General features: G+C 68.8%; 30 protein-coding genes. 14 read left to right on the plus strand and 16 right to left on the minus strand.

Features of this window, described 5'->3' with window-relative positions; genetic code table 11:
• The first annotated feature begins 16 nt into the window (after positions 1–16).
• The 3 genes from O5I81_RS00395 to O5I81_RS00405 all read left to right on the plus strand — a co-directional run bounded on the left by O5I81_RS00395 (position 17) and on the right by O5I81_RS00405 (position 3,898).
• Entirely contained in the window at positions 17–487 is a 471-nt protein-coding gene (locus O5I81_RS00395; RefSeq protein WP_271066967.1) for a CopD family protein, read from the plus strand.
• Between the two features lie 220 nt (positions 488–707).
• Positions 708–2,168 (plus strand): transcription termination factor Rho, encoded by a 1,461-nt coding sequence (gene rho, locus O5I81_RS00400; protein ID WP_271066968.1) that lies wholly within the window; start codon positions 708–710, stop codon positions 2,166–2,168.
• A gap of 242 nt (positions 2,169–2,410) precedes the next feature.
• Complete coding sequence (locus tag O5I81_RS00405; protein ID WP_271066969.1) at positions 2,411–3,898, plus strand: FAD-dependent oxidoreductase; 1,488 nt, start codon at positions 2,411–2,413, stop codon at positions 3,896–3,898.
• A gap of 221 nt (positions 3,899–4,119) precedes the next feature.
• Here O5I81_RS00405 and O5I81_RS00410 read toward each other — a convergent pair whose 3' ends face one another.
• Positions 4,120–4,569, minus strand: coding sequence for a DUF1330 domain-containing protein (locus tag O5I81_RS00410; RefSeq protein WP_271066970.1), 450 nt, complete (start codon positions 4,567–4,569; stop codon positions 4,120–4,122).
• A gap of 5 nt (positions 4,570–4,574) precedes the next feature.
• Positions 4,575–5,537 (minus strand): ABC transporter ATP-binding protein, encoded by a 963-nt coding sequence (locus O5I81_RS00415; RefSeq protein ID WP_271066971.1) that lies wholly within the window; start codon positions 5,535–5,537, stop codon positions 4,575–4,577.
• A 181-nt stretch (positions 5,538–5,718) separates the two neighbouring features.
• On the opposite strand from O5I81_RS00415, the gene O5I81_RS00420 reads away from it, so the two are divergent.
• Together O5I81_RS00420 and O5I81_RS00425 are read left to right on the plus strand one after the other, a co-directional pair.
• Positions 5,719–5,934 carry a zinc-finger domain-containing protein gene (locus O5I81_RS00420; RefSeq protein WP_271069076.1) on the plus strand — a complete coding sequence of 72 codons (216 nt, stop codon included), beginning with the start codon at positions 5,719–5,721 and terminating at the stop codon, positions 5,932–5,934.
• A gap of 79 nt (positions 5,935–6,013) precedes the next feature.
• Positions 6,014–6,811: an isocitrate lyase/phosphoenolpyruvate mutase family protein gene (locus tag O5I81_RS00425; protein ID WP_271066972.1), complete on the plus strand. Its 798-nt coding sequence runs from the start codon at positions 6,014–6,016 to the stop codon at positions 6,809–6,811.
• Positions 6,812–6,814: 3 nt separating this feature from the next.
• Here the strand turns inward: O5I81_RS00425 and O5I81_RS00430 are convergent, their stop codons facing one another.
• From O5I81_RS00430 to O5I81_RS00445, 4 genes are read right to left on the minus strand one after another with little or no spacing between them, the layout of a single operon-like run.
• Positions 6,815–7,822 carry an energy transducer TonB gene (locus O5I81_RS00430; protein ID WP_271066973.1) on the minus strand — a complete coding sequence of 336 codons (1,008 nt, stop codon included), beginning with the start codon at positions 7,820–7,822 and terminating at the stop codon, positions 6,815–6,817.
• Positions 7,819–8,823: an energy transducer TonB gene (locus tag O5I81_RS00435; RefSeq protein WP_271066974.1), complete on the minus strand. Its 1,005-nt coding sequence runs from the start codon at positions 8,821–8,823 to the stop codon at positions 7,819–7,821. Before O5I81_RS00435 ends, O5I81_RS00430 begins: the two co-directional genes overlap by 4 nt.
• Positions 8,820–9,818: a TonB family protein gene (locus O5I81_RS00440; protein ID WP_271066975.1), complete on the minus strand. Its 999-nt coding sequence runs from the start codon at positions 9,816–9,818 to the stop codon at positions 8,820–8,822. Before O5I81_RS00440 ends, O5I81_RS00435 begins: the two co-directional genes overlap by 4 nt.
• The gene (locus O5I81_RS00445) at positions 9,815–10,873 is read right to left on the minus strand and encodes a TonB family protein (protein ID WP_271066976.1); all 1,059 of its coding nucleotides are present in this window, start codon (positions 10,871–10,873) and stop codon (positions 9,815–9,817) included. The genes O5I81_RS00440 and O5I81_RS00445 overlap by 4 nt, the downstream gene beginning before the upstream one ends.
• Before the next feature lie 98 nt (positions 10,874–10,971).
• On the opposite strand from O5I81_RS00445, the gene polA reads away from it, so the two are divergent.
• A complete protein-coding gene (gene polA, locus O5I81_RS00450; protein WP_271066977.1) occupies positions 10,972–13,836 on the plus strand; it encodes a DNA polymerase I in 2,865 nt (954 codons plus the stop codon).
• A gap of 161 nt (positions 13,837–13,997) precedes the next feature.
• Here the strand turns inward: polA and O5I81_RS00455 are convergent, their stop codons facing one another.
• The 3 genes from O5I81_RS00455 to O5I81_RS00465 all read right to left on the minus strand — a co-directional run bounded on the left by O5I81_RS00455 (position 13,998) and on the right by O5I81_RS00465 (position 15,404).
• Entirely contained in the window at positions 13,998–14,324 is a 327-nt protein-coding gene (locus O5I81_RS00455; RefSeq protein ID WP_271066978.1) for a low molecular weight protein tyrosine phosphatase family protein, read from the minus strand.
• A gap of 52 nt (positions 14,325–14,376) precedes the next feature.
• Positions 14,377–14,799: an MAPEG family protein gene (locus O5I81_RS00460; RefSeq protein ID WP_271066979.1), complete on the minus strand. Its 423-nt coding sequence runs from the start codon at positions 14,797–14,799 to the stop codon at positions 14,377–14,379.
• A gap of 80 nt (positions 14,800–14,879) precedes the next feature.
• A complete protein-coding gene (locus O5I81_RS00465; protein WP_271066980.1) occupies positions 14,880–15,404 on the minus strand; it encodes a hypothetical protein in 525 nt (174 codons plus the stop codon).
• Positions 15,405–15,524: 120 nt separating this feature from the next.
• Between O5I81_RS00465 and O5I81_RS00470 the strand changes: the two genes are divergently transcribed.
• A complete protein-coding gene (locus tag O5I81_RS00470; RefSeq protein WP_271066981.1) occupies positions 15,525–15,737 on the plus strand; it encodes a KTSC domain-containing protein in 213 nt (70 codons plus the stop codon).
• Here the strand turns inward: O5I81_RS00470 and O5I81_RS00475 are convergent.
• The 3 genes from O5I81_RS00475 to O5I81_RS00485 all read right to left on the minus strand — a co-directional run bounded on the left by O5I81_RS00475 (position 15,734) and on the right by O5I81_RS00485 (position 18,302).
• On the minus strand, positions 15,734–16,963 hold the full coding sequence (locus O5I81_RS00475) for an argininosuccinate synthase (protein ID WP_271066982.1): 1,230 nt from the start codon (positions 16,961–16,963) through the stop codon (positions 15,734–15,736). The two genes, O5I81_RS00470 and O5I81_RS00475, sit on opposite strands and share 4 nt — an antisense overlap.
• A gap of 85 nt (positions 16,964–17,048) precedes the next feature.
• Positions 17,049–17,645, minus strand: a complete 597-nt coding sequence (locus tag O5I81_RS00480; RefSeq protein ID WP_271066983.1) for a DUF1287 domain-containing protein — start codon at positions 17,643–17,645, stop codon at positions 17,049–17,051.
• A 57-nt stretch (positions 17,646–17,702) separates the two neighbouring features.
• Positions 17,703–18,302 (minus strand): nucleotidyltransferase family protein, encoded by a 600-nt coding sequence (locus O5I81_RS00485; protein WP_271066984.1) that lies wholly within the window; start codon positions 18,300–18,302, stop codon positions 17,703–17,705.
• Between the two features lie 29 nt (positions 18,303–18,331).
• Between O5I81_RS00485 and moaA the strand changes: the two genes are divergently transcribed.
• The 6 genes from moaA to O5I81_RS00515 all read left to right on the plus strand — a co-directional run bounded on the left by moaA (position 18,332) and on the right by O5I81_RS00515 (position 22,101).
• Positions 18,332–19,363, plus strand: a complete 1,032-nt coding sequence (gene moaA, locus O5I81_RS00490) for a GTP 3',8-cyclase MoaA (protein ID WP_271066985.1) — start codon at positions 18,332–18,334, stop codon at positions 19,361–19,363.
• Positions 19,363–19,599 carry a MoaD/ThiS family protein gene (locus tag O5I81_RS00495; RefSeq protein ID WP_271066986.1) on the plus strand — a complete coding sequence of 79 codons (237 nt, stop codon included), beginning with the start codon at positions 19,363–19,365 and terminating at the stop codon, positions 19,597–19,599. The genes moaA and O5I81_RS00495 overlap by 1 nt, the downstream gene beginning before the upstream one ends.
• Positions 19,596–20,054, plus strand: a complete 459-nt coding sequence (locus O5I81_RS00500) for a molybdenum cofactor biosynthesis protein MoaE (protein WP_271066987.1) — start codon at positions 19,596–19,598, stop codon at positions 20,052–20,054. Before O5I81_RS00495 ends, O5I81_RS00500 begins: the two co-directional genes overlap by 4 nt.
• The gene (gene moaB, locus O5I81_RS00505; RefSeq protein WP_271066988.1) at positions 20,051–20,596 is read left to right on the plus strand and encodes a molybdenum cofactor biosynthesis protein B; all 546 of its coding nucleotides are present in this window, start codon (positions 20,051–20,053) and stop codon (positions 20,594–20,596) included. The genes O5I81_RS00500 and moaB overlap by 4 nt, the downstream gene beginning before the upstream one ends.
• Entirely contained in the window at positions 20,593–21,069 is a 477-nt protein-coding gene (gene moaC, locus O5I81_RS00510) for a cyclic pyranopterin monophosphate synthase MoaC (RefSeq protein WP_271066989.1), read from the plus strand. The genes moaB and moaC overlap by 4 nt, the downstream gene beginning before the upstream one ends.
• 87 nt (positions 21,070–21,156) lie before the next feature.
• Positions 21,157–22,101: an Lrp/AsnC family transcriptional regulator gene (locus tag O5I81_RS00515; protein ID WP_271066990.1), complete on the plus strand. Its 945-nt coding sequence runs from the start codon at positions 21,157–21,159 to the stop codon at positions 22,099–22,101.
• A gap of 194 nt (positions 22,102–22,295) precedes the next feature.
• Here the strand turns inward: O5I81_RS00515 and pyrF are convergent, their stop codons facing one another.
• Entirely contained in the window at positions 22,296–23,006 is a 711-nt protein-coding gene (pyrF, locus tag O5I81_RS00520; protein WP_271066991.1) for an orotidine-5'-phosphate decarboxylase, read from the minus strand.
• A gap of 69 nt (positions 23,007–23,075) precedes the next feature.
• Here pyrF and O5I81_RS00525 point away from each other — a divergent pair, with 69 nt between their 5' ends.
• Positions 23,076–23,771 (plus strand): MarC family protein, encoded by a 696-nt coding sequence (locus O5I81_RS00525; RefSeq protein ID WP_271066992.1) that lies wholly within the window; start codon positions 23,076–23,078, stop codon positions 23,769–23,771.
• Here O5I81_RS00525 and O5I81_RS00530 read toward each other — a convergent pair.
• From O5I81_RS00530 to O5I81_RS00540, 3 genes are read right to left on the minus strand one after another with little or no spacing between them, the layout of a single operon-like run.
• Entirely contained in the window at positions 23,768–24,022 is a 255-nt protein-coding gene (locus O5I81_RS00530; protein ID WP_271066993.1) for a hypothetical protein, read from the minus strand. The two genes, O5I81_RS00525 and O5I81_RS00530, sit on opposite strands and share 4 nt — an antisense overlap.
• Positions 24,019–24,825 (minus strand): SDR family oxidoreductase, encoded by an 807-nt coding sequence (locus O5I81_RS00535; RefSeq protein ID WP_271066994.1) that lies wholly within the window; start codon positions 24,823–24,825, stop codon positions 24,019–24,021. Before O5I81_RS00535 ends, O5I81_RS00530 begins: the two co-directional genes overlap by 4 nt.
• 58 nt (positions 24,826–24,883) lie before the next feature.
• Complete coding sequence (locus O5I81_RS00540) at positions 24,884–25,324, minus strand: Rrf2 family transcriptional regulator (RefSeq protein WP_271066995.1); 441 nt, start codon at positions 25,322–25,324, stop codon at positions 24,884–24,886.
• Positions 25,325–25,419 lie beyond the last annotated feature (95 nt).

Raw genomic sequence — 25,419 nt, forward strand, 5'->3', positions numbered from 1 at the left:
GCGCTAGAAAGCCGCCATGACCTTCCTCGCCGGACATTACGACCTGCTGCGCGGCCTGCACATCATCGCGGTCATCGCCTGGATGGCCGGCATGCTCTACCTGCCGCGGCTCTACGTCTATCACACCCGGGCCACGCGCGGCTCGGAGATGGACACGACCTTCCAGGAGATGGAGGTCAAGCTGCTGCGCATCATCATCAACCCGGCGATGATCGCCACCTGGCTGTTCGGCATCCTGCTGATCATCGCCAACGCCGGCCTGCGCGGCGGCGACTGGTCCTGGCTCGGCCAGCCCTGGATGGTGGTCAAGCTGGTCGGGGTGGTGCTGATGTCGGGCTGGCACGGCTTCCTGGCCGGCGAGCGCAAGAAGTTCGCCGCCGGGACCAACAGCCGGTCGGAAAAGTTCTGGCGGATGAGCAACGAACTGCCCTTCCTGCTGGCCATCGTCATGGTCCTGGCCGTCACCACCCAGTTCTTCAGCCGCTGATCTTGAACCGGCCGGGACCGCGTCCCACCTTGACGTCAGCGGAGCCCTGTGGTTCCCCTCACCCTGCTGCTTCGGCAGTCTCCTCTTTCCGGCCCATCCGCGTAAGCACGCCGACGACCAGCCGGACCCCCTGAACGAATTCCCATAGCCGCATCCGACCAAGGTCCGGCGTTCAAGCTACCCAAGGGGCGCGCTGCGTCCCGACACCCCGAGTCTATGCATGTCTGAAGACACCCCCATCGAAAACGAAACCCCCGAAACGCAAACCGACGCCGTCGAGGAAACCTCCGACATCGGTCATGATGCGGGCCACGAAGAAGGCCCCGACACCACCGCCGTCGCCGCGGGTCCCGAAGACGCCGTCACCGGCGAAGACGGCGACGACGAGCTGGCCGCCGTGGTGGCCGAGCTCGGCTTCACCCGCATGTCCCTTCAGCAGCTGAAGGACACCCCGCCCGCCGACCTGCTTGGCCTCGCGGAAAAGCTGGAGGTCGAGAACGCCAACTCCATGCGCAAGCAGGACATGATGTTCTCGATCCTCAAGACCCTCGCCGAGGAAGGCGTGGAAATCTCGGGGTCGGGCACCATGGAGGTGCTCAGCGACGGCTTCGGCTTCCTGCGCTCACCGGAAGCCAACTACCTGCCGGGTCCGGACGACATCTACGTCTCGCCCAGCCAGATCCGCAAATTCGGCCTGCGCACCGGCGACTCCGTCGATGGTGGCGTCCGCGCCCCCCGCGAGGGCGAGCGCTACTTCGCCCTGGTCGACGTCAAGCAGATCAACTTCGAGCCGCCGGAAAACGTCCGTCACAAGGTCCACTTCGACAACCTGACGCCGCTCTATCCGGAACAGCGGCTGACCATGGAACTGCCCGATCCGACCATCAAGGATCGCTCGGGCCGGGTCATCGACATCGTCGCCCCGCTCGGCAAGGGCCAGCGCTGCCTGATCGTCGCCCCGCCGCGGGTCGGCAAGACGGTGATGCTGCAGAACATCGCCAAGTCGATCGAGACCAACCACCCGGAATGCTACCTGATCGTCCTCCTGATCGACGAGCGGCCGGAAGAAGTCACCGACATGCAGCGGACGGTGAAGGGCGAGGTCATCGCCTCGACCTTCGACGAACCGGCGACCCGCCACGTCCAGGTGGCCGAGATGGTCATCGAAAAGGCCAAGCGCCTGGTCGAGCACAAGCGTGACGTCGTCATCCTGCTGGACTCGGTCACCCGTCTGGGCCGCGCCTACAACACCACCGTTCCCAGCTCCGGCAAGGTGCTGACCGGCGGTGTCGACGCCAACGCCCTGCAGCGTCCCAAGCGCTTCTTCGGCGCGGCGCGGAACATCGAGGAAGGCGGCAGCCTGACCATCATCGCCACCGCCCTGATCGACACCGGCAGCCGGATGGACGAGGTCATCTTCGAAGAGTTCAAGGGCACCGGTAACTCGGAAATCATCCTCGACCGCAAGGTGGCTGACAAGCGCATCTTCCCGGCCATCGACGTGCTGAAGTCCGGCACCCGCAAGGAAGAGCTGATCACCCCGAAGGACCAGCTGACCAAGACCTACATCCTGCGCCGCATCCTCAATCCCATGGGCGCCCAGGACGCCATCGAGTTCCTGCTCGACAAGCTGCGCCAGTCGAAGACCAACGGCGACTTCTTCCAGTCGATGAATACGTAAGGCTCCGTCCCTCCCCGAATGGGGAGGGCAGGCCGAAGGCCGGGTGGGGCAGTGGGTAACCGCTGCCGCCCGGTTCGTCTTCCCGGCGCCTAGCCTCTAAGGTCAGTGACCGACTTCCCCACCCGACGCGCGTAACCGCGCGTCTGCCCTCCCCATTCGGGGAGGGAGGTTCCGCGACGACAGCCTTTGCGGCGTCACACTTCCGGTCCATACTGTATCAAGCGATACAAAGTGAGTTTGGCATGGACCAGCCCATCCTGATCATCGGCGCCGGCATGGCCGGCCTGTTCACGGCCCTGGCCCTGGGCAGTCGTGGCCACGCCGTGACGGTGCTGGAACGCGACCCGCCGCCGCCAGACGGCGGGGCTGACGCGGCCTTCGCCGACTGGAGCCGGCGCGGTGTCGGCCACCTGCGCCACAGCCACGCTTTCCTGGCCCGCCTGCGGTCGATCCTCATCGAGCGCCACCCGGCCCTGCACCAACGCCTGCTCGCGGCCGGCTGCCAGGAACTGAGCTTCGCCTCGGGCCTCAGCCCGCGGTCCGCCGCCCGCTACAAGCCCGAACCCGGCGACGCCGACCTGACGGTGCTGACCAGCCGCCGCACGACGCTGGAGCTGGTCTTGCGCCAGTACGTCGCCGAACTGCCCACCGTCACCCTGCGCAGCGGCGTCAACGTCGCCGGCGTGGCCGGGGCGGTGACGGACGGGGTGTTCGTCTGCGAAGGGCTGAAGCTGGACGACGGCGAGGTGCTGCAGGGCATCGTCGTCGATGCCGGCGGGCGCTCCAGCCAGGCGTTCGACTGGCTGGACGAGGCCGGCATCAAGGCGCCGGAAGAGTCCGAGGACGCCGGCATCCTCTACTACACCCGCCACTACCGGCTGCGGCCGGGCATGGAGCCGCCGGAACGCGGGGCGATCCCCGGGGCCGGCGATCTCGGCTTCATCAAGTATGGCGTCTTCCCGGCCGACAACGGCTGCTTCTCGATCACCCTGGCGGTGCCGGAGATCGAGGAGACCCTGCGCCTGGCGGTGATGCGTCCCGAAACCTTCGACGCCCTCTGCACCCAGATGCCCGGCGTCGCCGGCTGGATCGATCCGGCCCGTTCCGAGGCGGTCAGCAAGGTCTTCGGCATGGGCGACCTGAAGAGCCGCTGGCGTGACATGGCTCCGGGCGGCCGGCCCCTGGCCCTGAACCTGTTTCCGATCGGCGACGGCCTGGTGCGGACAAACCCCCTCTACGGGCGGGGCTGCAGCTTCGCGGCGGTGTCCGGCGAACTGGTCGCCGAGACCCTGACCGGGCAGGCCGACCCCTCCGCCCGGGCCACGGCCTTCGCCGCCCGGGTGCGCAGTGAACTGGGTCCCTATTTCGAAGACATGCGCAGCCAGGACCGGGCCGCGATCCGCCGCGCCCGCAACGCGCTCAATCCGTCCTATCGTCCCGGCTTCAAGGCCCGGGCGATGAAGAGCTTCACCGATGACGGCATCGCCATCGCCCTGCGCCGGGACCCGGCCCTGCTGCGCGAGTTCATGCGCGGCTTCCACATGCTGGAAGACAGCCGCGCCTGGCTGAAGCGACCGGCCAACGCCGTGAAGGTGCTGGGGGCCTGGGCGACGCCGAGGGGTCTGAAGAAGGACTGGTATCCGCCTCGCCTCGGACCAGGCCGCGCCGACATGCTGGCCGCCGTCGGCATTGACCCCGCCGCCGACCCGCGCCGCCTGGGCTTTGCATAAATCCTCCTCCGACGCGTAGCGGCGGGGGAGGGGGACCGCGCGCGGATACGCGCGTGGTGGAAGGGGCGGAGCCGGCCCGTCCGATTTGAAAGCGTTCTGGCGCTGCTGAAACAGCTGCCTTCAGGGTCAGCCCGTATTCGCCGGCGCTGCCCCCTCCACCACGACCTTCGGCCGCGGTCCCCCTCCCCCGTCACGCCTTCGGCGCGCCGAAGGAGGATTTGTTACTCCCCGAAGCCCTCCCCCGGCGTCACAGGCGCCAGGCGGATCAGGCGGCTGTCCTCGACGCCGGCGGTGCGGTGCTTGACCACCTCGCGGTAGCCGGGGTCGGTGACCATGGCCAGAAAGGCCCCGGCGTTCGGATACTCGGCGATGAAGGCCAGGTCCCAGCGCTCGTCCGTCGGCCCCGTCACCACCGTCTCGGGCCGCCCGGCCCAGATCTGCTTGCCGCCGACCCGCCCGAACACCTCGGCGCTCTCGCGGCCGTAGGCGCGATAGGCCTCGAGGCCGGTCATCCCCTTGCCGTGGTTGGGATGGCCCTCCGGATACTCGGCCAGGGCCCTGACCCGCACCAGGTTCAGCATCTGGATCGGGGTGTCGCGCGGCAGGGCCTTGAAGGCGTCGAACTGCTCGCGGGTCGGATCGATGCTTGCGCCTGTGGGGCTGCCGGTCATGGGCGTTAGTCCTTCAAGGGATCGGCCGCATCGGCCGCATTATAGGTCAGCGACAGGAAGACATCCTCCAGGTCGGGGTCCTCGGTGGCGATGTCGCGGATGTGCAGGCCCTGGGCCCGCACGGCGGCCAGCACCTGCTCGACGCTCGACTGGCCGGTCTTGTAGGTCACCGAAAAGGCGCCGCCGGCCCGCAGTTTCGTCTCGAACCCGGTCAGCGACGGCGCGTTCTCCACCGGCTCCTCCGGGGTCACCACCACGTTGCGGGTGTCCAGCCGCTTGAGCAGGGTCGCCGTCGGTTCGCTGGCCACCACCTCGCCGCGGTTGATGATGGCGATGCGGTCGCACAGCTCCTGGGCCTCTTCCAGGTAGTGGGTGGTCAGGACGATGGTCACCCCCTGGCGGTTCAGCTCCAGCACATAGGCCCAGAGCTGCTTGCGCAGCTCGACATCGACCCCGGCGGTCGGTTCGTCGAGGATCAGGACGGGCGGATTGTGGACCATGGCCTTGGCGACCATCAGCCGGCGCTTCATGCCGCCCGACAGCTGGCGCACATAGGCCTTGGCCTTGTCTGATAGCCCCATCGCCGCCAGCAGCTCGGCCGTGCGCCGGTCGGCCTTCTTGACCCCGTACATGCCGGCCTGGGTCTCCAGCGACTCCTCGGGCGTGAAGAAGACGTCGGCGGCCAGTTCCTGCGGCACCACCCCGATGGCGGCGCGGGCGTCGCGCGGCCGCTCGTCGATGTCGCGGTCCCAGATCTTCACCGTGCCGGAGGTCTTGCGGGTCAGGCCGGCCAGGATGTTGATGAAGGTCGACTTGCCCGCCCCGTTCGGCCCCAGCAGGCCGAAGATGGACCCGCGCGGAACCTGCAGATCGATACCGTTGAGGGCCCGCTTCTCCGGCGTGGTCTTGCTGGCGGCGTAGGTCTTGAAGACCCCTTTGGCCTCGATGGCGTAGTCGGGCAGGTCCATATCAATCCGATCAGAATATTCGGCCCGGACACGCAGGGTGCTTTTCCTAGAGCGGGCTTGGCTCTAGGTATGCTCCGAAGCGGCCCAAGCCAAGGCCGCCCCGACTATTCATTCGAGACACCGCATGGTCCGCAAAGCCCCCGCCACCCGCCCGACCAACACCCCGAAAGCCGCCCCGGCCATGGCCGCGCCCGAGACCATCACCGTCACCAGCCACCGCATCGCCTGCGACGGCGTCGGCGGGGCGCTGGGCCACCCGCGCGTCTGGCTGGAGATGGGCGCGGCCGGCTGGGTCGACTGCGGCTACTGCGACCGCCGCTTCGTGGCCGCCACGGCCCCGGGCGACGAGGACGAGCAGCTGGCCCCCGGCGTCTACGAAGGGTCCGCCGGCCACTGAGGCTGTTGACGGCCGAAAACCGCCAGCAGGCGTCACAGGCCGTCCCTATGTATCGTCTTCGATCAGAGGAGACGCCCAGATGAGCCAAGCCGCCGATTTCCACGCCCTGCACGCCGGCCCCGATGTGCTGGTCCTGCCCAACGCCTGGGACGCGGCCAGCGCCGCCATGATGCAGGACGCCGGGGCGAAAGCCGTCGCCACCTCCAGCGCCGCCGTCGCCTGGGCGCGCGGCTACGCCGACGGCGACAACCTGCCCGTGCCCGTGCTGCTCGACGTCATTGCCGGCATGGCCCGGGTCCTGTCCACGCCCCTGACCGCCGACATCGAGGGCGGCTTCACCGACGACCTGGAAACCCTGACCCAGACGGTCGAGGCGGTGATCCAGGCCGGCGCCGTCGGCATCAACCTCGAGGACGGCAAACGCGATCCGGACCTCCACGCCCGCAAGATCGAGGCCGCCCGCGAGGCCGGGGTCCGCACCGGCGTCGAGCTGTTCATCAACGCCCGCATCGACGTCTATCTGAAGGGCCTGGCCGAGGGCGAGGCGGCCCTGACCGAAACCCTGAGCCGGGCACAGCTCTACGAACAGGCCGGGGCCAGCGGCATCTTCGTCCCCGGCCCCATCGACGAGACCCTGATCGGCCAGCTGGCGGACGGTATCAGCCTGCCGCTCAACATCATGGGCCGGGCCGGCGCCCCGAAGGCGGCCCGGCTGGCCGACCTGGGCGTGCGCCGCCTCAGCTCCGCCACCGGCCCGTTCCGCGCCGCCTACGGGGTGCTGAACCGCACGCTTGCCGCCTTCCTGGAAAGCGGCGATTCCGACGCCTTCAGCGAGGCCAGCCAGGGCATGCCCGACCTCAACAAGCGGTTCGGCTGACGGCTACTTCGCCGCCTCGTCCGGGGCCTGGTTGAAGTCGATCGGCAACCGGATGCGGAGGGCGGCGGTCGGGCGGCCGTCCTGGCTCCACAGATTCAGCCGCAACTGGCCGGCGACCTGCGCCGCGGCCTCGCCGAAACCGGCATCGTCCGGCCGCTCGGCGGCGACGCGGCAGTCGGCCAGCGTGCCGTCGGGGGCGACCAGGCAATCGGCCACGCCGCGCCCCGAGAAAATCCCGGCCTCCACCGCCCGGTCCGGATAGACGGCCTGAACGACCTTCTCCTCGGGGGTGACGATCCATTCCGGCGCCCGCACCCGCCGCTCCTGGCCGCTCGCGCCGGCCGGATTGAAAAATCGGAGGCTGACAAAGACGTCGGCGCGGACGGCGCGCCGGGCGTCCTCGGGGGTCAGGCGGACGCGAAAGCGCTCGCTCAAGGTCCGCGCCGCGCCAACCAGGACCTTGTCGGCGTCGTTGACCGCCCTGCACTGCTCCAGCTCGCCCGAGCGGCGCATCGTACAGCGCAGCACCACCACGGCCTCGTCGCCCTGGCGGTCTGCCGGCCAGGCGGCGGTCATCTCCTCGAGGCTGGGAGCGGCGGCCCAGACCGGGTTGGTGATCAGCCTCTCGGGCCGGCCCATTTCCGACATGACCAGGGTGAACTCGACCTGGCCGCCGTCGACCGGCTTGCCGTCGATCCTGCGCGGCTTGAACCGGCCCTTCCGCTCCATCAGATCGGTCCCGATCTTGCCGAGACCGAGGCCGTAGGGCGATTCCGCCAGGAGGTCGCACCGCTTGGGCTTGCCGGCGGCGTCGACCAAGCAGCGCATCTTCACATCGACGGAGATGGTCTGACCCCGCAGGGATGGCGGGAACGCCGATTCGACATCCTGTCCCGAGGGCTTGGCGGTCAGGTCCGCCTCCTCGACAACCGGCGGCGGGGTGATGACCACGCCGCTCACCTCCGTCGGCGGAGCGCCCATCATCAGGAGGGTGAACGCCAGGATCTTCACCTGGCGGTCGACTGCGGCTGGTTGAAGTCGACCGGCAGGCGGATGCGACTGCCGGCGGTCGGGCGGCCATCAGCGCTCCACAGGTCCAGCTTCATCTGGCCCGCCACCCGCACCGCCGCCTCGCCAAAGCCAAGACCGTCCGGTCGCTCGCCGACGATGCGGCAGTCGGTCAGCGATCCATCGGCGGCGACCAGGCAGTCGACGATGCCGCGGCCGGAGCGAATGCCGGCCTGAGCGGCCTTGTCCGGATAGACGGCCTGCAGCGCCTGTTTGTCGGGATAGGTCGTCCAGTCCGGCGCCTTGACCTGCCGTTCGGCGGCGGCAGGGCCGGCCGGGTTGAGCAGACGAAGGCTGAGGATGACGTCCCAGCCGGCGTGAAAGCTGGCCTGTTCCCGGTCCAGCCGGACGCGGAACCGGTCACTGAGGGCCAGGGCCGCATCCACCGGAGCCTTTTCGGCGCCATTGATCGCCCGGCAGGCTTTCAGCTCGCCCGCGGGGCGCATCGTACAGCGCAGCACCACCACGGCCTCGTCGCCGGGATGGCCGGCCGGCCAGGCGGCGGCCATGTCTTCGGCGCTGGCGACGGAAGCCCAGACCGGTTCGTCGTACAGCGGGGTGGAGGCCTTTCGGCCGGGCCGGGGCCAGATGTAGACAGAGACCTCCACCTGGCCACCGTCGACCGCCTGGCCGTCGATACGGCGCGGCTTGAACCGGCCCTTGCGCTCCATCAGCCCGGTTCCGGCCTCGCCGAAGCCGAGGCCATAAGGGTCTTCCTTCAAGGTCTCGCACCGCCGCGCCTTGCCGGTCGCGTCGATGGTGCAGCGCATGGTCACCGCGGCCTTGATGTTCTGGCCGCGGGCCTTCTCGGGGAAGGCGTCCATGAGGTCGGAGTCCATCGGGTTGGCGGCCAGCCTTGCCTCTTCCGAAGCGGGCGGGGCGGCGACGGCCCCCCCGGCCAGCAGCAGGCCTATGGCCAGGGCGATCAGGGTAGCCGGTCTCATTGGGCAGCCTCATCGGCGAGGTTGAAGTCGATCGGCAACTTGACCCGCGCCCCGACGACCGGGCGGCCCTTGGTGTTCCAGGGGTTCATCTGCATCAGCTGGGCGATGGCCACGGCCGAGGCGCCGAAGCCCATGCCATCGGGCTTCTCGCGAGCCACTTTGCAGTCGGTCAGCTTGCCGTCGGGGGCGACCAGGCAGTCGGCGACGCCCCGGCCCGACTTGATGCCGGCCTCGGCCGCCTGGGCCGGAAAGACGCTCAGCACCTTCTCGGGCTTCACGGTGGTGATCCAGAACGGGTCTTTCACGCTCACGGTCCGGGCTTCGATGCTGGCCGGGTTGAGGAAGTGCAGGCTGATCAGGACGTCGGAATTGGCGAACTTGATCGCCTCGTCTTCCGACAGGCGGACCTCGAATTTGTCGGTCAGGCGTTTGGCCGCCCCGACAAAGGCGTCGGGCGCCCGGCCGGCGCTCATGCAGGCGGCCAGCGAGCCGCTGGCCCGCAGGGAGCATCGTAGCACCACGGTCGCCTCGGGCGCGTCGGACTCCTTTGGCCAGGCGGCGTTGACCTCTTCCCAGGTCGGCGCCCTGGCGTAGATCGGCTGGTAAATGACATATCGAGCCCCCGGCGTCGGCGACTGCACGGAGAAGGGGATGCGGACCGTCGATTCGACCGGCTTGCCGTTGACCTTGCCGGGCTTGAACAGCGCCTTGTCGATCAGCACCCGGATCGAGGCCTCGGCGAAGCCCAGGCCCCAGGGGGTTTCCTGCAGGGTTTCACAGGTCGTCACCCGGCCCTTGGCGCTGATTGTGCAGGACAGCACCACCCGGCCGCTGATGCTGCGGTCGAGGGCAATGTCGGGATAGTATCTGACGATGTCGTCGCCTTCCGGCTTGGCCAGCCACTGCGGCTTTTCGACGATATCCGCCGGCGTTTGCGCAAGGGCCGGGCCGGCGCTCAGGGTCAGGACGAACAGAAGGAACAGGCGGGTTTTCATGGCTTGGCTTTCGGGGCCGGATCGTCGGCCTGGATGAAGTTGATCGGCAACCGGATGCGGGCCCCGTCGACGGGGCGGCCATCGTCTGTCCAGGGGTTCATCTGCATGACCCCGGCGATGGCCAGGGCGGCGGAGCCGAAGCCGAGCGCCTTCGGGGTCTCGCGGGCCACCTTGCAGTCGGTCAGCTTGCCGTCGGGCGCGACCAGGCAGTCGGCGACCCCCGTGCCCGTCTTCACCCCGGCCTCGGCGGCGATGTTGGGGTAGAGAGCCAGCACCCGGTCCTGCTTGATCTGGATGATCCAGCGTGGCTTGGAAACCTTGCGCGTCAGGCTGTCGGGCGAGGCGGGGTTGAGGAAGCGGAACGGCACGATGATCAGGCCGCCCTTGAGCTGCTTGAGGTCCTCGTCATTGACCTTCAGCTCGAACTTGCCGGCCAGGGCCATGGCGGCGCTCCCGAAGCCCTTGCCCTTCGGCAGCTCGTTGTAGCGCTGGCAACCGCGCAGGCCACCGGTCGAGGACACCGAGCAGCGCAGGGTGGCGCTGCCTTCCTGCAGGTCGCCGGCTCCCTTCGGCCAGGCGGCGGCCATGTCTTCGAAGCTCGGGGCCTTGATCCAGACCGGCTGGCTGAGGGCCGGCTTCGTCTTGCCGCCGAACGGGCCCGTGGCGACGAAGTTGATCGGGATCCTCACCGTCGCCCCGGCCTCGGGTTTGCCATCGATCAGGCGGGGTTTCATCTTGAACGAGCCGGCCAGCAGGATGGCGGCCTGACCGAAGCCCGAGCCGGGCGGGTCTTCGCTGACCACCGTGCAGGCCTGCAGGGCGCCGGTGACATTGACCGAACAGCCGATGACGGCCCGGCCGCCGATCCCCTTGCGCGCCGCCTCCGCCGGCCAGACGGACATCATCTCCTCTTGAGTCGGCTTGCGCAGCCAATCGGGATTGGTGATCACCGGCTGGCGCCCGGCCGGTGGCGCCGGGGGAGCTTGCGCCGGGGTCTGGGCCGATACGGCGCCCGCCAGTCCAGCCAGAAGGCCTGCCAGTACAACTCTACGCACGGTAAAATCCTCCCCCAACTCGCGCCACAACCTGCCAATTTCCGCGCCGCTTGCAAAGGGGCGCTGACCCGGCGCGCGGGAGCCACTATCTTGCCCCCATGAGCGACGCAGCCACCCCGCAAGACCACCGTCACATGACCCAGGACGGCCCGCCGATCCGGCTCTACCTGGTGGATGGTTCCGCCTACATCTTCCGGGCCTATCACGCCCTGCCGCCGCTGACCCGCAAGTCGGACGGGCTGCCGGTCGGGGCCGTGGCCGGCTTCTGCAACATGCTGTTCAAGCTGCTGCGTGACACCAGGGAAGACGCGCCCACGCACTTCGCGGTGATCTTCGACCATTCGGAGAAGACCTTCCGCAACCAGATGTACGACCTCTACAAGGCCCACCGGCCGCCGCCGCCGGAGGACCTGATTCCGCAGTTCGCCCTGGTCCGCGACGCCACCCGCGCCTTCGGCGTGCCCGGCATCGAACTGCCCGGCTACGAGGCCGACGACCTGATCGCCGCCTACGCCTGCCGGGTGCGGGAGCTGGGCGGCGAGACCATCATCGTCTCGTCGGACAAGGACCTGATGCAGCTGGTCGGCGACGGGGTGACCATGCTGGACACCATGAAGAACGTCCGCATCGGCCCCGACCAGGTGTTCGAGAAGTTCGGCGTCATGCCCGACAAGGTGGTCGATGTTCAGGCCCTGTGCGGCGACAGCGTCGACAATGTGCCGGGCGCCCCCGGCATCGGCATCAAGACCGCCGCCCTGCTGATCAACGAGTTCGGCGACCTCGACACGCTTCTCGAACGCGCGGGAGAGATCAAGCAGGACAAGCGCCGCCAGACCCTGATCGATTTCGCCGACCAGATCCGCCTGTCGCGGTCCCTGGTCCAGCTCGACTGCAATACGCCGCTGCCGGAACCGATCGCGGACCTGACCGTCCGCGACGCCGACAAGGACACCCTGGCCGCCTTCCTCACGGAGATGGGCTTCAACACCCTGCTTCGCCGCATCGGCGTCGCCGCCGAGGGCGGCGGCATGGCGCCCCAGCCGCTGCCGGGTTTCGGCAAGCCTCCGGAAGCCGCGCCGGCTCCCGCCACGCCCGAGCCGGCGGCCATCGAGATCGACGTCAGCAAGTACGAGTGCGTCCGCGACCTCGAGACCCTCGACCGCTGGATCGCCGAGGCCTACGAGGCCGGCGTCATCGCCTTCGACACCGAGACCGATGCGCTTGGCAGCGCCACCGCCGGCCTCTGCGGCGTGTCCCTGGCCACCGCCCCCGGCCGCGCCTGCTACATCCCCCTGACCCATGAGGCGGTCGGCGGCGACCTGCTGACCGAGGCCGCCCCGGTCGATGCGCAGATCGACAAGGCCACGGCCCTGGCCCGCCTGAAACCGCTGCTGGAATCCCCGGCCGTGCTGAAGGTGGCGCAGAACGCAAAGTACGACATCGCGGTGATGGCCCTGCGCGGCATCGACGTGGCGCCGATCGACGACACCATGCTGATCTCCTACGTCCTGGAGGCCGGCCTGCATAACCACGGCATGGACGAGCTTTCCGAGCTCTGGCTCGGCCACAAGCCGATCCCGTTCAAGCAGGTGGCCGGGACCGGCAAGGCGCAGATCAGCTTCAAGCATGTGCAGCTGAACGAGGCGACCTGCTACGCCGCCGAGGACGCCGACGTCACCCTGCGGCTCTGGCACAAGCTCAAGCCCCGCCTGGCCCGCGAGGGCATGCTGACGGTCTATGAGACCCTCGAGCGGCCCCTGCCGCCGGTGATCGCCGCCATGGAGAACGCCGGGGTCAAGGTCGACACCGACGAGCTGCGCCGGCTGTCCCACGACTTCTCCCTGCGCATGGCCGACTTCGAGGCCAAGGCTCATGAGATGCTCGGCCGGCCGTTCAACATGGGCAGCCCCAAGCAGATCGGTGAGGTGCTGTTCGGAGAGCTTGGCCTGGAGGGTGGCAAGAAGACCGCCACCGGCCAGTGGGCGACCGACGTCGATGTGCTGGAACGATTGGCCCTGCAGGGCGCCGAGCTGCCGCGGCTGATCCTCGACTGGCGCCAGCTGTCGAAGCTCAAGGGCACCTATACCGACAACCTGATCGCGGCGATTTCGCCCAAGACCGGGCGCATCCACACCGCCTACGCCATGGCCTCGACGACGACGGGGCGCCTCTCCTCGTCGGATCCCAACCTGCAGAACATCCCGATCCGCACCGAGGAGGGCCGCAAGATCCGCAAGGCCTTCGTGGCCGAGCCCGGCCATTTGCTGATCAGCGCCGACTACAGCCAGATCGAACTGCGCCTGCTGGCCCACGTCGGCGACATCCCGCAGCTGAAGAGCGCCTTCACGCAGGGCCTCGACATCCATGCCATGACCGCGTCCGAGATGTTCGACACCCCCATCGAGGGCATGCCGTCCGAGATCCGCCGCCGGGCCAAGGCCATCAACTTCGGCATCGTCTACGGCATCAGCGCCTTCGGCTTGGCCAACCAATTGTCGATCCCGCAGGGCGAGGCGGCCGACTATATCAAGACCTACTTCCGCCGCTTCCCCGGCATCGGCGACTACATGGAGGAGATGCGGGCCCAGGTGCGCCAGAACGGCTATGTCAGCACCATCTTCGGCCGCAAGATCCATATCCCCGACATCAACGGCAAGAGCGTCGGCCAGCGCCAGTTCGCCGAGCGGGCGGCCATCAACGCCCCGTTGCAGGGCGCCGCCGCCGACATCATTCGCCGCGCCATGGCCCGCATGCCGGACGCCCTGCGCGAGGCTGGTCTGTCATCGCGCATGCTGCTGCAGGTGCACGATGAACTGGTCTTCGAGGCCAGCGAAGCCGAGGCAGAGGCGACCATCGCGGTCGCCAAGCGGGTCATGGAGGGCGCGCCCTTCCCGGCGGTGGAGATCAGCGTGCCGCTGGTCGTCGAGGCGCGGGCGGCGAAGAACTGGGACGAGGCGCACTAGGGCCTTCTCCTCACTTTGCTGTCATCCTCCGACCGCGCGCAGCGCGGATCGGGGGACCCATCTGTCCGCGTGAAAATGGCCAGGAGTCTTCGCGTCCCGGCATGGGTCCCCCGGCTCCCGCTCCGCGGGCCCGGAGGATGACAGCGGATTTTGGGGAGCAGTTAACCCCTCGGCAAATGCGGGATGACCCTGGCCTTCAACAACGCTACCAGCGCCTCATCCATGAACCCGTAGTCGTCGGGGATATCGAGACAGATCACCCGCCCCCGCAGCGCCCTGCGGAATGACTTCTGCAGCCTGTTCCGGTGCGGCCGCTCCATGACGAAGATCAGGTCGGCCCAGGCGACCAGTTCGGCGTCCAGCGGCGTCTCGGCGTCATTGTTGGTGCCGGCCGAGGCCGTCTCGATTCCCGGCCAGTCGGCGAACACCTGCTCGGCCGTCGGGCTGCGCAGGCGGTTCTGGCTGCAGATGAACAGCACCGTCTTCATCGGGCGAAGGCGCTGTCCCGAGACCGGGACCGTTGATGCCGGACGATGGGGCTCAAGCGCCAACCTGGACCAGCACGAAGATCGCCTTGCCCAGGGCGCCCAGCAGCAGGACGATGATGGCCAGTCCCTGGATCAGGAAGCCCAGCGACCGGGCGCCGGGGTCTTTCACATAGCCCAGGGCGTACAACAGCCGGCCGACGATCCACACCAGGCCGAGGCCGGCGGCGATCAGGTCGTTGAACGGGACGGTCGGGTAGATGAGGGTGAACAGCCACAGGCTGGCCAGGTAGATCGGCAGGCTCTCAAGCGTGTTCAGATGCACCCGGACATGGCGCTCGAGGTCCGGATGGCCGGTCATGGCCGGCGCGGCGATGCCGGTGCGGCCGCGGGCTCCGCCCACCCGCATCATCATCCAGATGACGACGAGCAGCGACAGACAGGTGACGATCGCCACCAGCGCATGTTGGTCTCTCATGGGTCAAGTCTCCCCGCCGACCTGTCGCCGGCTCCCTGAGGCGGAAGCTGTCACGGTTCGCGGCCGATGCAAACCAGCCCTTAGAACTTGCGCTCGCTGGCCTGACGCAGCAGCCGGGCCGAGACGTAGGCCCCCAGGTTGGTGAGATCCTCCTGGTCTTCCAGGCCCAACTTGGCGGCCAGTTCGTAGACCAGGCCGGCGACCAGGTTGTCGTCGGCGGCGGCCGCCTCGGCGACGGCAGGATCGGCCAGCCGGCTGGCCGACCAGACCGCCTGCAGGGTGCGATCGTCTATGTCGCGGTTGGCCTTCAGCCACAGGGCCACGCCGGTCTCGGTCTCATAGCCGGCCAGGGCCTGGGCGGCGGCGGTCAACCGGCCCGTATCGCTGGCGGCGATGTTGCAGCCGGCCAGCATGGCCTCGAAATCGGCCTCGCTGTAGAGGCTGGAGGCTAGGCCCTCGTCGACGCTGCGGGCGTACATGGCCTCGACCTGAGCCCGCTTGTCGGCCGGAAGGTGGTCCATCAGGCAACGGGCGTCGCCCGCCGCCGCCGGCCCGGCCAGCAGCAGGGCGGTCGCCAGGGCCGTCAGCCAGATCCGTCGTATCATGCGCCGGGCGCTCCATCCTGCAGGTCGGCAGGCTGACACGGATCGCCGCCGTGGCAAGGGCGGAAACGTTTGCCGCGCGGCGCGTTAAAACCAGTCTACGGACGAACCATTGGAGGCCCAATGCCGGAGCAGTCCACCGCCATCGATCGCATTCGCTACAAGGAAACCCACGGCAAGCTGTTCGTGAAGTTCCGCAGCGGTGGCGAATACGTCTACGTCGGCGTCCCGGGCGAGGTGCACCGCAGCTTCGTCGAGGCGGAGTCGCAGGGCCAGTTCTTCCAGGCCGAAATCCGCGACCGCTATCCCTACAACCGGCTGGACGACGCGCCCTAGGCCTCGCGCTTGGCCCGCTTGGCCAGGCCGCGCAGGCGAAGGGCGTTCAGCTTGATGAAGCCGGCGGCGTCGCGCTGGTCGTAGGCCACCTTGCCCTCTTCGAAGGTCACCAACTCCTGGTCGTACAGGCTGTAGGGGCTGCTGCGGCCGATGATGCTGACATTGCCCTTGTAGAGCTTGACCCGCACCTGGCCGGTCACCTTCTCCTGGCTGAAGTCGATGGCCGCCTGCAGCATGAGCCGCTCGGGGGCGAACCAGAAGCCGTTGTAGATGAGCTCCGCATAGCGCGGCATCAACTCGTCCTTCAGGTGCATGGCGCCCCGGTCGAGGGTGATGCTCTCGATGCCGCGGTGGGCGGCCAGCAGGATGGTCCCGCCCGGGGTCTCGTAGACGCCCCGGCTCTTCATGCCGACGAAGCGGTTCTCGACCAGGTCCAGCCGGCCGACGCCGTTGTCGTGGCCCAGCTGGTTCAGCCTGGTCAGCAGGGCGGCCGGCGACAGGGCCTCGCCGTCGATGGCCACGGGGTCGCCGCGCTCGAAGTCCAGGGTGAAGATGGTCGGCGTGTCCGGCGCGTCCTCGGGCGAGATGGTCCGCATGTGGACGAACTCGGGGGCCTCCACCGCCGGGTCTTCCAGCACCTTGCCCTCGGAGGAGCTGTGCAGCAGGTTGGCGTCGACGCTGAACGGCGCCTCGCCGCGCTTGTCCTTGGAGATCGGGATCTGGTGCTGCTCGGCGAACTCCAGCAGGGCTTCGCGGCTCTTGAAGTCCCATTCGCGCCAGGGGGCGATGACGGTGATGTCGGGCTCCAGCGAATAGTAGCCGAGCTCGAACCGCACCTGGTCGTTGCCCTTGCCGGTCGAGCCGTGGGAGACGGCGTCGGCCCCGACCTTGCGGGCGATGTCGATCTGGGTCTTGGCGATCAGCGGCCGGGCGATGGAGGTGCCCAGCAGGTACTGGCCCTCATAGACCGTGTTGGCCCGGAACATCGGGAAGACGTAGTCGCGGACGAATTCCTCGCGCAGGTCCTCGATGAAGATGTTTTCAGGCTTGATGCCCATCATCAGGGCCTTCTCGCGGGCCGGCGACAGCTCCTCGCCCTGGCCGAGATCGGCGGTGAAGGTGACGACCTCCGCCTGGTACTCGGTCTGCAGCCATTTGAGGATGATCGAGGTGTCGAGCCCTCCCGAATAGGCGAGAACGACCTTCTTGATCTTCTTGTCGGCCACGGGCGGCATCCTTCGGATAGCAAAAACAGAGGTGCGCGCCTTCAACGCCCAAGGGGCGTTTGGGTCAACCCCGCCGGGGGATTTTTCAGGCCTTGCGCGGGTCCAGCCGATAGTGGCCGAACAGCTCGGCCGCTGCCTGGGGCGTCTCCAGCCTGGCGCCCGCGCCGTTGTTCTGGACGATGATCTCCTGGCCCAGCAGGTTCCGCCGACCCGTGGCGATGAGGATGTGGGAATATCGACCGGGTAAAAGTCGCTGGGTGATCAGGTCGCCGGCTTTCCACGGGGTTCCAGGCGGCAGCTGGGCCCCCTTGCGGCGCAGGAAGACCTCCAGGTTCGGCACCCGCCGGTGATCGATGTTGCTGTCGGGCCCGCGCAGGCCCCAGGTATGGGGATAGGCTCCGAAATTGGCGGCCATGTCCCGATGCACCTTCTCCTGCAGGTCGAGGCCGAAGGCGGTGCGATAGGCGCGGATCACCACATCGCTGCAGACGCCGCGCTCGATGGGCACATCGCCGCCGGGATAGGCCAGGCGGACATAGGTCGGATCATAGACGACGGTCCGCCCGATCTGCCCCCTGGCCGCCGCCACCAGTTTCTCCCCCCAGTCCGTCGGCGCCGCGAGCGCCACGGCGGGCAGGAACAGGGCGGGAGAGGCTGCAAGGAGGGCGCGTCGGTCGAACATGGATCGATGACGCACAAGATTTGCGGCGGCTTGTGGGCGGCCTTGTGCAGGACCGGTTCAAAGGTCCGCCGGATGGTCTACGTCCTTGAGGATGCCGACCTCACAGGTCGGAACCAGCGCCAGCCGCTCGCCGAGGCCGCGCAGCAGATGCCCGGCCCCGTGGTCGCCGGTCAGGTGGCGGATCGGTTCGAACAGGGCCCGGCCGAGCAGCACGGGATGCCCGCGCCGGCCCTCGAAGGTGGGGGCGGCGGCGTCATGGTCCGGCGTCATCGCGTCGATCAACGCATTGGCGACGAAGGGCGGGATAGCCGGCATGTCGGCCAGGAAGATGAAGGCGCCGGCCGTATCCTCCGGCAGGCTGGCGATTCCGGCCCGCAGCGAGGCCGACAGGCCCTCGCCATGGTCGGCGGCGTGGACCAGGGCCAGCCGTCCGGACTGGCCGATCCGCTCGGCGAACGCCTGCGCCGCCGCCGTCACCCCGGCCGCGTGGCCGCCGGTGACCACCGTGACCGTGCGCACCGGCGCCGCGAAGGCCGCCCTCAGGGCGCCGTCGATCAGCACCCCGCCGTTCCAGAGCGCCAGCAGCTTTGGTCCACCGAAGCGGGTGCTGAGTCCCGCCGCCAGAACCAGCGCCTGCCACTCTCCCCCTGTCGCCATCGCCGCTTCGCGCCTATTCTTGATCCCGGATGACACCCTACGACGCCCCTTCCGCGCAAGCGACCGCGAGCGAGCAGCCCCTGCTCGACGCCTTCGCGCGCCGGGTCTCCTACCTGCGGGTGTCGGTGACCGACCGTTGCGACCTGCGCTGCGTCTACTGCATGGCCGAGCGGATGGTCTTCCTGCCCAAGGCGGAAGTCCTGACCCTCGAGGAGCTCGACCGCGTCGCCTCGGTCTTCATCGGCCTGGGGGTGAAGAAGCTGCGCCTGACCGGCGGCGAGCCCCTGGTCCGCAAGGGATTCATGGGCCTGGTCCGAGGCCTGTCGCGCCATCTTCAGACCGGCGACCTGCGGGAACTCACCCTGACCACCAACGGCACCCGTCTGGCCCAGCACGCCGCCGAACTGGCCGATCTCGGCGTCCAGCGCATCAACGTCTCGCTCGACACCCTCAAGCCCGACCTCTTCCGCCAGCTCACCCGCGGCGGCGATCTGGCCCAGGTCCTGGCCGGCCTCGCGGTCGCCCGCGCCGCCGGCATCAGCCTGAAGATCAACACCGTCGCCCTGGCCCGCGACAACGCGGCTGAAATCCCCGCCCTCATCCAGTGGGCCCACGGCGAAGGCATGGACCTGACCCTGATCGAGACCATGCCGATGGGCGAGATCGAGGCCGACCGCACCGACCAGTACCTGTCCCTCAAGACCGTCCGGGACGACCTGGCCAGCTACTGGACCCTGGAAGAGTTGCCGTTCTCGACCGGCGGCCCGGCCCGTTACGTGCGGATCAAGGAGACCGGCGGGCGCCTCGGCCTCATCACCCCGCTCAGCCACAATTTCTGCGAGGCCTGCAACCGCGTCCGTCTGACCTGCACCGGCACCCTGCACACCTGCCTGGGCCAGGACGACGCCACCGACCTGCGGGCCGTGATGCGGGGCGGCGGTTCCGACGCCGATCTCGCCGTCTCCATCCGCGCCGCAATATTGGGCAAGCCCAAAGGCCACGACTTCCAGATCGGCGGGGCGCCGTCGGTCGCCCGCCACATGTCGACGACGGGCGGCTGATGGCCCGGGTCCTGCTGTTCGGCCGCTTCGCCGACCTCGCCGGCTGGCGCGAAAAGACCATCGAAGTCGCCACCCTTGGCGACCTGCGCGCCTTACTTTCGAGCGATCCTTTGCTGGCCGAGGCCCTGGCCGGTCCCTCCGTCCAGATCGCCGTCGACAAGGTCCTGGTCCGGGGCGACGTCGCCCTGACCGCCCTGTCCGAGGTCGCCTTCCTGCCGCCGATGAGCGGCGGATGAGCGCTACCCTGCAGACCGCTCCGTTCGATCCCGGTCAGCTGCTGACCGCCTTTTCAGCCGGCCGCGAGGAAACCGGGGCCATCGCCAGCTTCACCGGCCTGGCCCGCGCCGAGCGGGGCCAGACCACGGCCCTGGAGCTGGAAGCCTACGAAGGCTTCACCGACGTCGAGATCGCCCGCATCGTCAATGCCGCCATCCAGCGCTTCGGCCTGCAGGACGCCATGGTCGTCCACCGCGTCGGGGCCATCGCGCCCGGCGAGGCCATCGTCTTCGTCGCCTGCGCCGCGGCCCACCGCCGCGCCGCCTTCGAGGCCTGCGATCATCTGATGGACTGGCTGAAGTCCCGGGCCCCCTTCTGGAAGAAGGAACATGGCCCGGACGGCGCCCGCTGGATCGAACCCACGGACCGCGATAGGACCGACGCCGCGCGCTGGGATAGGGAGAACGAGCAATGAGCCTGACCATCGGTGGCAAGATCGACGAGGCCTGGGCCTTCAAGCCGGTGCGCGTCGCCGTGCTGACCGTCTCCGACACCCGCGACGAGGAAAGCGACACCTCCGGCCATCTTCTGGCGCAGCGGGTGACCGGCGCGGGTCACGAGCTGGCCGACAGGAAGATGGTCAAGGACGACGTCGGCGACATCCGCATGCAGATCAACGCCTGGGTGGCCTCCGGTTCGGTCGACGCCATCGTCACCACCGGCGGCACCGGCCTGACCGGCCGCGATGTGACGCCGGAAGCCGTGCGGCCGCTGTTCGACAAGGAGATCGACGGTTTCTCGGTGATCTTCCACCTGGTCAGCTACCAGACCGTCGGCCTCTCCACCCTGCAGTCGCGGGCCCTGGCCGGCATTATCGGCGGGGTCTTCGTCTTCTGCCTGCCCGGCTCCAACGGCGCGGTGCGGGACGGCTGGGACAAGGTCATCGCCGCCCAGCTCGACAGCCGTCACCGGCCCTGCAACATGGTCGAGCTCATGCCCCGGCTTCTTGAGGCATGAGCGGTCTCAGCCATCTGGACGACCAGGGCCGGGCCCGCATGGTCGATGTCTCCGACAAGGCCTCCACCCTGCGCGAGGCCGTGGCCATGGGCCTGGTCCGCACCACGCCGCAGGTTCGCGACCTGGCGGTGACCGGCAAGGCGGCCAAGGGCGATGTCATCACCACCGCCGAACTGGCCGGCGTCATGGCCGCCAAGCGCACCAGCGACCTCATCCCGCTGTGCCATCCCCTTGCGCTCAGCAAGGTCGGGGTCGTGGTCACGCCCTGCGACGAAGGCTTCGAGGTCACCGCCACCGTCCGCACCACGGGGCCGACCGGCGTCGAGATGGAAGCCCTCACCGCCGTCTCCGTCGCCTGCCTGACCCTCTACGACATGCTCAAGGCCGCCGACAAAGCCATGGTCATCGACCAGGTGCGGCTGATCTCGAAAACCGGCGGCAAGTCGGGCGATTGGTCGCGCGCGACGATTTGACCTCTTCTGTGCGGCGGCATACCCGTTCATCGAACGGAGGTTGTCAGCCGGCCGATGCTCGGACCGGGATAGCCGGAGCGACCATTCTTGGAGTTCTATTCGCGGCGCGATCCGACCGATCCGGCCAACCGCCTGGGATTCTACCTGTCGGCGAGCCGGGCGTTTCTAGGCCATCTTCATGTCGCGCAGCAGGCTCTGGACCTCGATGCGATCAATGTGATCATCGGTTACGCCATCCTGCAGGCGGGCATCGATCATCTCGACGCGCCGGGCGGACAGGGCGGTCGCTACGCTAGCCTCGCGACACCGCCGCCGGACGAACTGCGGCGGCCGATCAGGATTTCGGCGCTCGCCCGATCACTCAACCTGTCCCGTGAGACCGTGCGTCGACGGGTGGACACCCTGGTCGACCGGGGAATCGCCAGCCGGGTGGAGCGGGGACTGCGCGTCACCACCGCCTTCCTGAGCACGGACACCTACCAGAGCATCGTCTTCTCGCAGATGGAGCCGATCCTCGGATTCCTGCTGCAGGTCGGATATCCGGGCAATCCCGAAATGGGCGACGCCAGGGCCTGGCTGGATCATCGGGCGGTCGAGGACCGGGCCCGGCAGTTCAGCCGCCTCATGCTGCGCCTCCAGCTTCGCCACTACGAGACCCTGTCCCGGCTGGGCGGGGACCTGCATGCGGGCCTGCTGATCAGCCTGGTGCTGTCCAACGCCGGCGTCGCCAGTTCGGCCCAGGACGAAACGCCCGCACCGACCGCCACCCCCCGGCTGCGACTGGCCGAGGCCCTGACCTTGAACCGGGAAACGACGCGCCGATGCCTCGCCCGTCTCACCGAGGCCGGGCAACTCGTCCGCACCCCGGCGGGCTACCTTCCAGGTCCGGCCCTGCTGTCGGGCGACCGGCTGGAAGCGGCGCTGTCGGACACCGGCAAGAATATTCGCCAGATGGTCAGGCTTCTTGCCACTCACGGATTCATTCATGAGTCTGACCCTGCGGCGGGCGTCGTCCGCCGCGCCTCAGTATAGTCGCACGATCTGGGCGCCCGCGAGGTTGCACCGACGCCCGAACAGGGGTCACAGAAGGGACGCCCCGGCCTCCCCCCATGATGTCCGGGGCCATAGAGCGGCCGGGGCCAATCACACCCCCCGGTCCCGGTCGCTCTCCCCCCTTCCCCCGGACGCTTTGGGATCTCGCCGGTGAGTACCGCCGGCCCTCCCTTTCAGAAGGCCGCCCGGCGTCCGTCGTCCATCTCGGCGCTGATCGCCCGGGCCGCCGCTCGCGGATCGGGCGCCGCCGTGATCGGCCGTCCCACCACCAGGTGGCTGGCGCCGCCGGCCAGGGCGTCGGCCGGGGTCGCCGCCCGGGCCTGGTCGTTCATCGCCGCCCCGGCCGGGCGCACGCCGGGCGTCACCACCAGGAAGTCCGGGCCGCCGATCCGCCGGGCGATATGCGCCTCGTGGGGGCTGGCGACCACGCCGTCGATGCCGGCGTCGACGGCCTGGCGCACCCGCCGCTCGATCAGCGCCTCGACGCCCATGCCGTAGCCCATCTCGGCCAGATCCTGGCCATTCAGGCTCGTTAGAACCGTCACCCCGAGAATCTTCGCCGACCGCTCGCCGCCCCGGCCCCGCACCGCCGCCGCCATCACCTGCGGTTCGGCATGTACGGTCAGCAGGTCACAGGCTCCCCCGGCGACGATGGCGGCCGTCGCCTTCTCCACCGTCGCTCCGATGTCGTGCAGTTTCCAGTCGAGGAAGACCGAGCGGCCCCGTGCCTTGAGATCGCGCGCCATCTCCATGCCGCCGGTGGCGAGCAGCTGCAGGCCGACCTTGTAGAAAGACACGCTGTCGCCCAGCGTCTCAACCAGATCCTCCGCCTCCGCGCGGGTCGGCAGGTCGAGGGCGACGATCAAGCGGGGGTCGGCAGTCATCACTAGCTCCGGGCGCGGCGAAACAGCGTTCGGCGCGCGAATCTTCGAGTTTTGGGCTAGAGAGGCTGAATGAGCGCCACAGACCTCTTCGTCAACTTCTTCGTCGCCCTGTTCGCCCTGATCGATCCGATCGGCAACGTTCCGGTGTTCGCGGCGGCCACGGCCGGGGCCCTGGCGGCCGGGCGGCGGATGGTGGCGCTGTATATCTGCGTCTTCGCCTTCCTGTTCCTGGCCTTCTTCTACTTCACGGGCCTGACCCTGCTGGAGTTCTTCGGCATCTCCCTGGCCGCCTTCCGCATCGCCGGCGGGGTGATCCTGTTCCTTCTGGGCCTCGACATGGCCCGCGACGACTTCACCGCCAAGTTCGCCGACGCCGCCGAGATCGGCGAGAAGGAGGGCGCCGCCGCCTACGCCCGCCGCCGCTTCGAGCGGCTGGTCGTGCCCTTCGCCATGCCCCTGCTGATCGGCCCCGGGGCCATCTCGACGGTGGTCATCTACGCCAGCGAGGCCAAGGCTCTGGGCTGGGTCGGCGACGCGGCGGCCGTGGCGGCGCTGTTCGCGGTATCGTTCGCCACCATGGTCTGCTTCTGGCTGACGCCGGTGATCAGCCGGCTGCTCGGCCGCATCGGCATGACCATCATCGTGCGCGTGCTGGGCCTGATCCTCTGCGCCATGGCGGTGCAGTTCATCATCGTCGGGGTGGCGGACACGACGCGGGGCCTGATCACCCCGGCGGCTGCGGCCCCCTACGCGGCCGATCGCTAGGCTTGAAGCGCCAGCCAGGCGCCGAGGCCAAAGGCGACGGAGACGAGCACCAGCAACAGGGTCCGGGTCCAGCGGCCATCGACACCCTCCAGACTGGTCAGAAGGCCGCCCGTCGATCCCTGCCGCAGGCTGTCCGGAACCGCCTTGCGTGTCAGCCGGTCGGCGGCCTTCGGTCCGGCGATGGCCACCTTGAGCGCCAGGCCGACGGCGACGCCCGAAAGCACCCCCAGAACGCCGGCCATGACGATCATGCCCGGGTATTCCTGAACCGCCCGCCCTGGCTGGCCAGCAGGGCCAGCATCCATTCGTCGGGGATCAGCTTGACCAGGGCGGCGATGGTCTTGTTCGGGGCGCCCGGCACGCAGACCGGCCTGTTGGCCTCGGCCGCCTCGTAACCGTTGGCGGCCACCTCGTCGGCCCCCAGCCACAGCCAGTCTGGGGTAGAACTCGAGACCAGGTCGCGGGTGCCGTTGACGTCGTGGAATTCGCTGTAGGTGAAGCCGGGGCACAGGGCCGTGACATGGACGCCGGTGTTCTCGGTCTCCAGGTGCAGGCTCTGGCTGAAGCGGACCAGGTAGCTCTTCGAGGCGGCATACAGGGTATGGCCCGCCGCGCCCGGCATCAGCCCGGCCAGGGAGGCGACGTTGACGATGCGCCCGAACTTGCGGTCGATCATCCCCGGCACGACCTTGTGGGCCAGTTCCGACGGGGCGGTGACCATCACCTGGATGAAGTCCTTCTGGGCTTCCCATTTGCTGTCGGCATAGACGCCCGGCAGGCCGTAGCCGGCGTTGTTGACCAGGGCGTCGACGTCGCGGCCGTGGGCGGCCAGCTGGGCGAGGATGGCGTCGGCGGCGCCCGGCTCGGTCAGGTCGGCGACGATGGTCAGGGTCTCGACGCCCGAGCGCAGGGAAATGTCCTCGGCCAGGGCGGTCAGCTTGTCGGCCCGGCGCGCAGTCAGGGCCACGTCATAGCCGTGGGCGGCATAGATGCGGGCGAAGGCGGCGCCGATGCCGGCGGAGGCGCCGGTGATCAGGGCGAGGCGGCGGGCCATGCGGCTTTGGATTCCCGAGACTGTGTTGCGGAGAAACTGACCTGCGCCGGGCTCCGGTTCAAGCCGCGCTGGCGTTCTTCGCCGGTTCGGCCAGCAGATCGAGCACCGTGATCTTCGACAGCCGTTCGGACGCGGCGGTGTCCGCGGCCCGGATGGCCGCGCTGACCGCGTCGGGAATCCGCTCGCCTACGGGACAGCCCTTCACCCCGGCGGGCGCAACGCCCAGGTGGGTGCAGCCATCGACGGCCCGCAGCACCTGGTCCAGGGTGATGGTCTTCGGATCACGGGTCAGCCAGGCCCCGCCGCCGGCCCCCATCCGGGTGGCGATCAGACCGGCCTTGGCCAGCATGGCGGTGACCCGCCGGACGACCACCGGGTTGGTCGGCATGGAGGCGGCCAGCTCCGCTGACGAGACCGCGCGCGCCGGGGCGTCCGCGCTCTTGTGGGCGAGGTAGGCGAGGGCGTGGGCCGCAACGGGGAATTTCTGGCTGTCGGACATCGTGGGTTGTCGAAAAGGTAGGCGCCAGAAGGGCCGCGCACAATGGCTGCGGCGAATCCTGTCGAACCGGTGGGCGATTGAAGCGCTTGTGGAAA

This window comes from Caulobacter sp. NIBR1757, assembly GCF_027912495.1.
Taxonomy (GTDB): domain Bacteria; phylum Pseudomonadota; class Alphaproteobacteria; order Caulobacterales; family Caulobacteraceae; genus Caulobacter.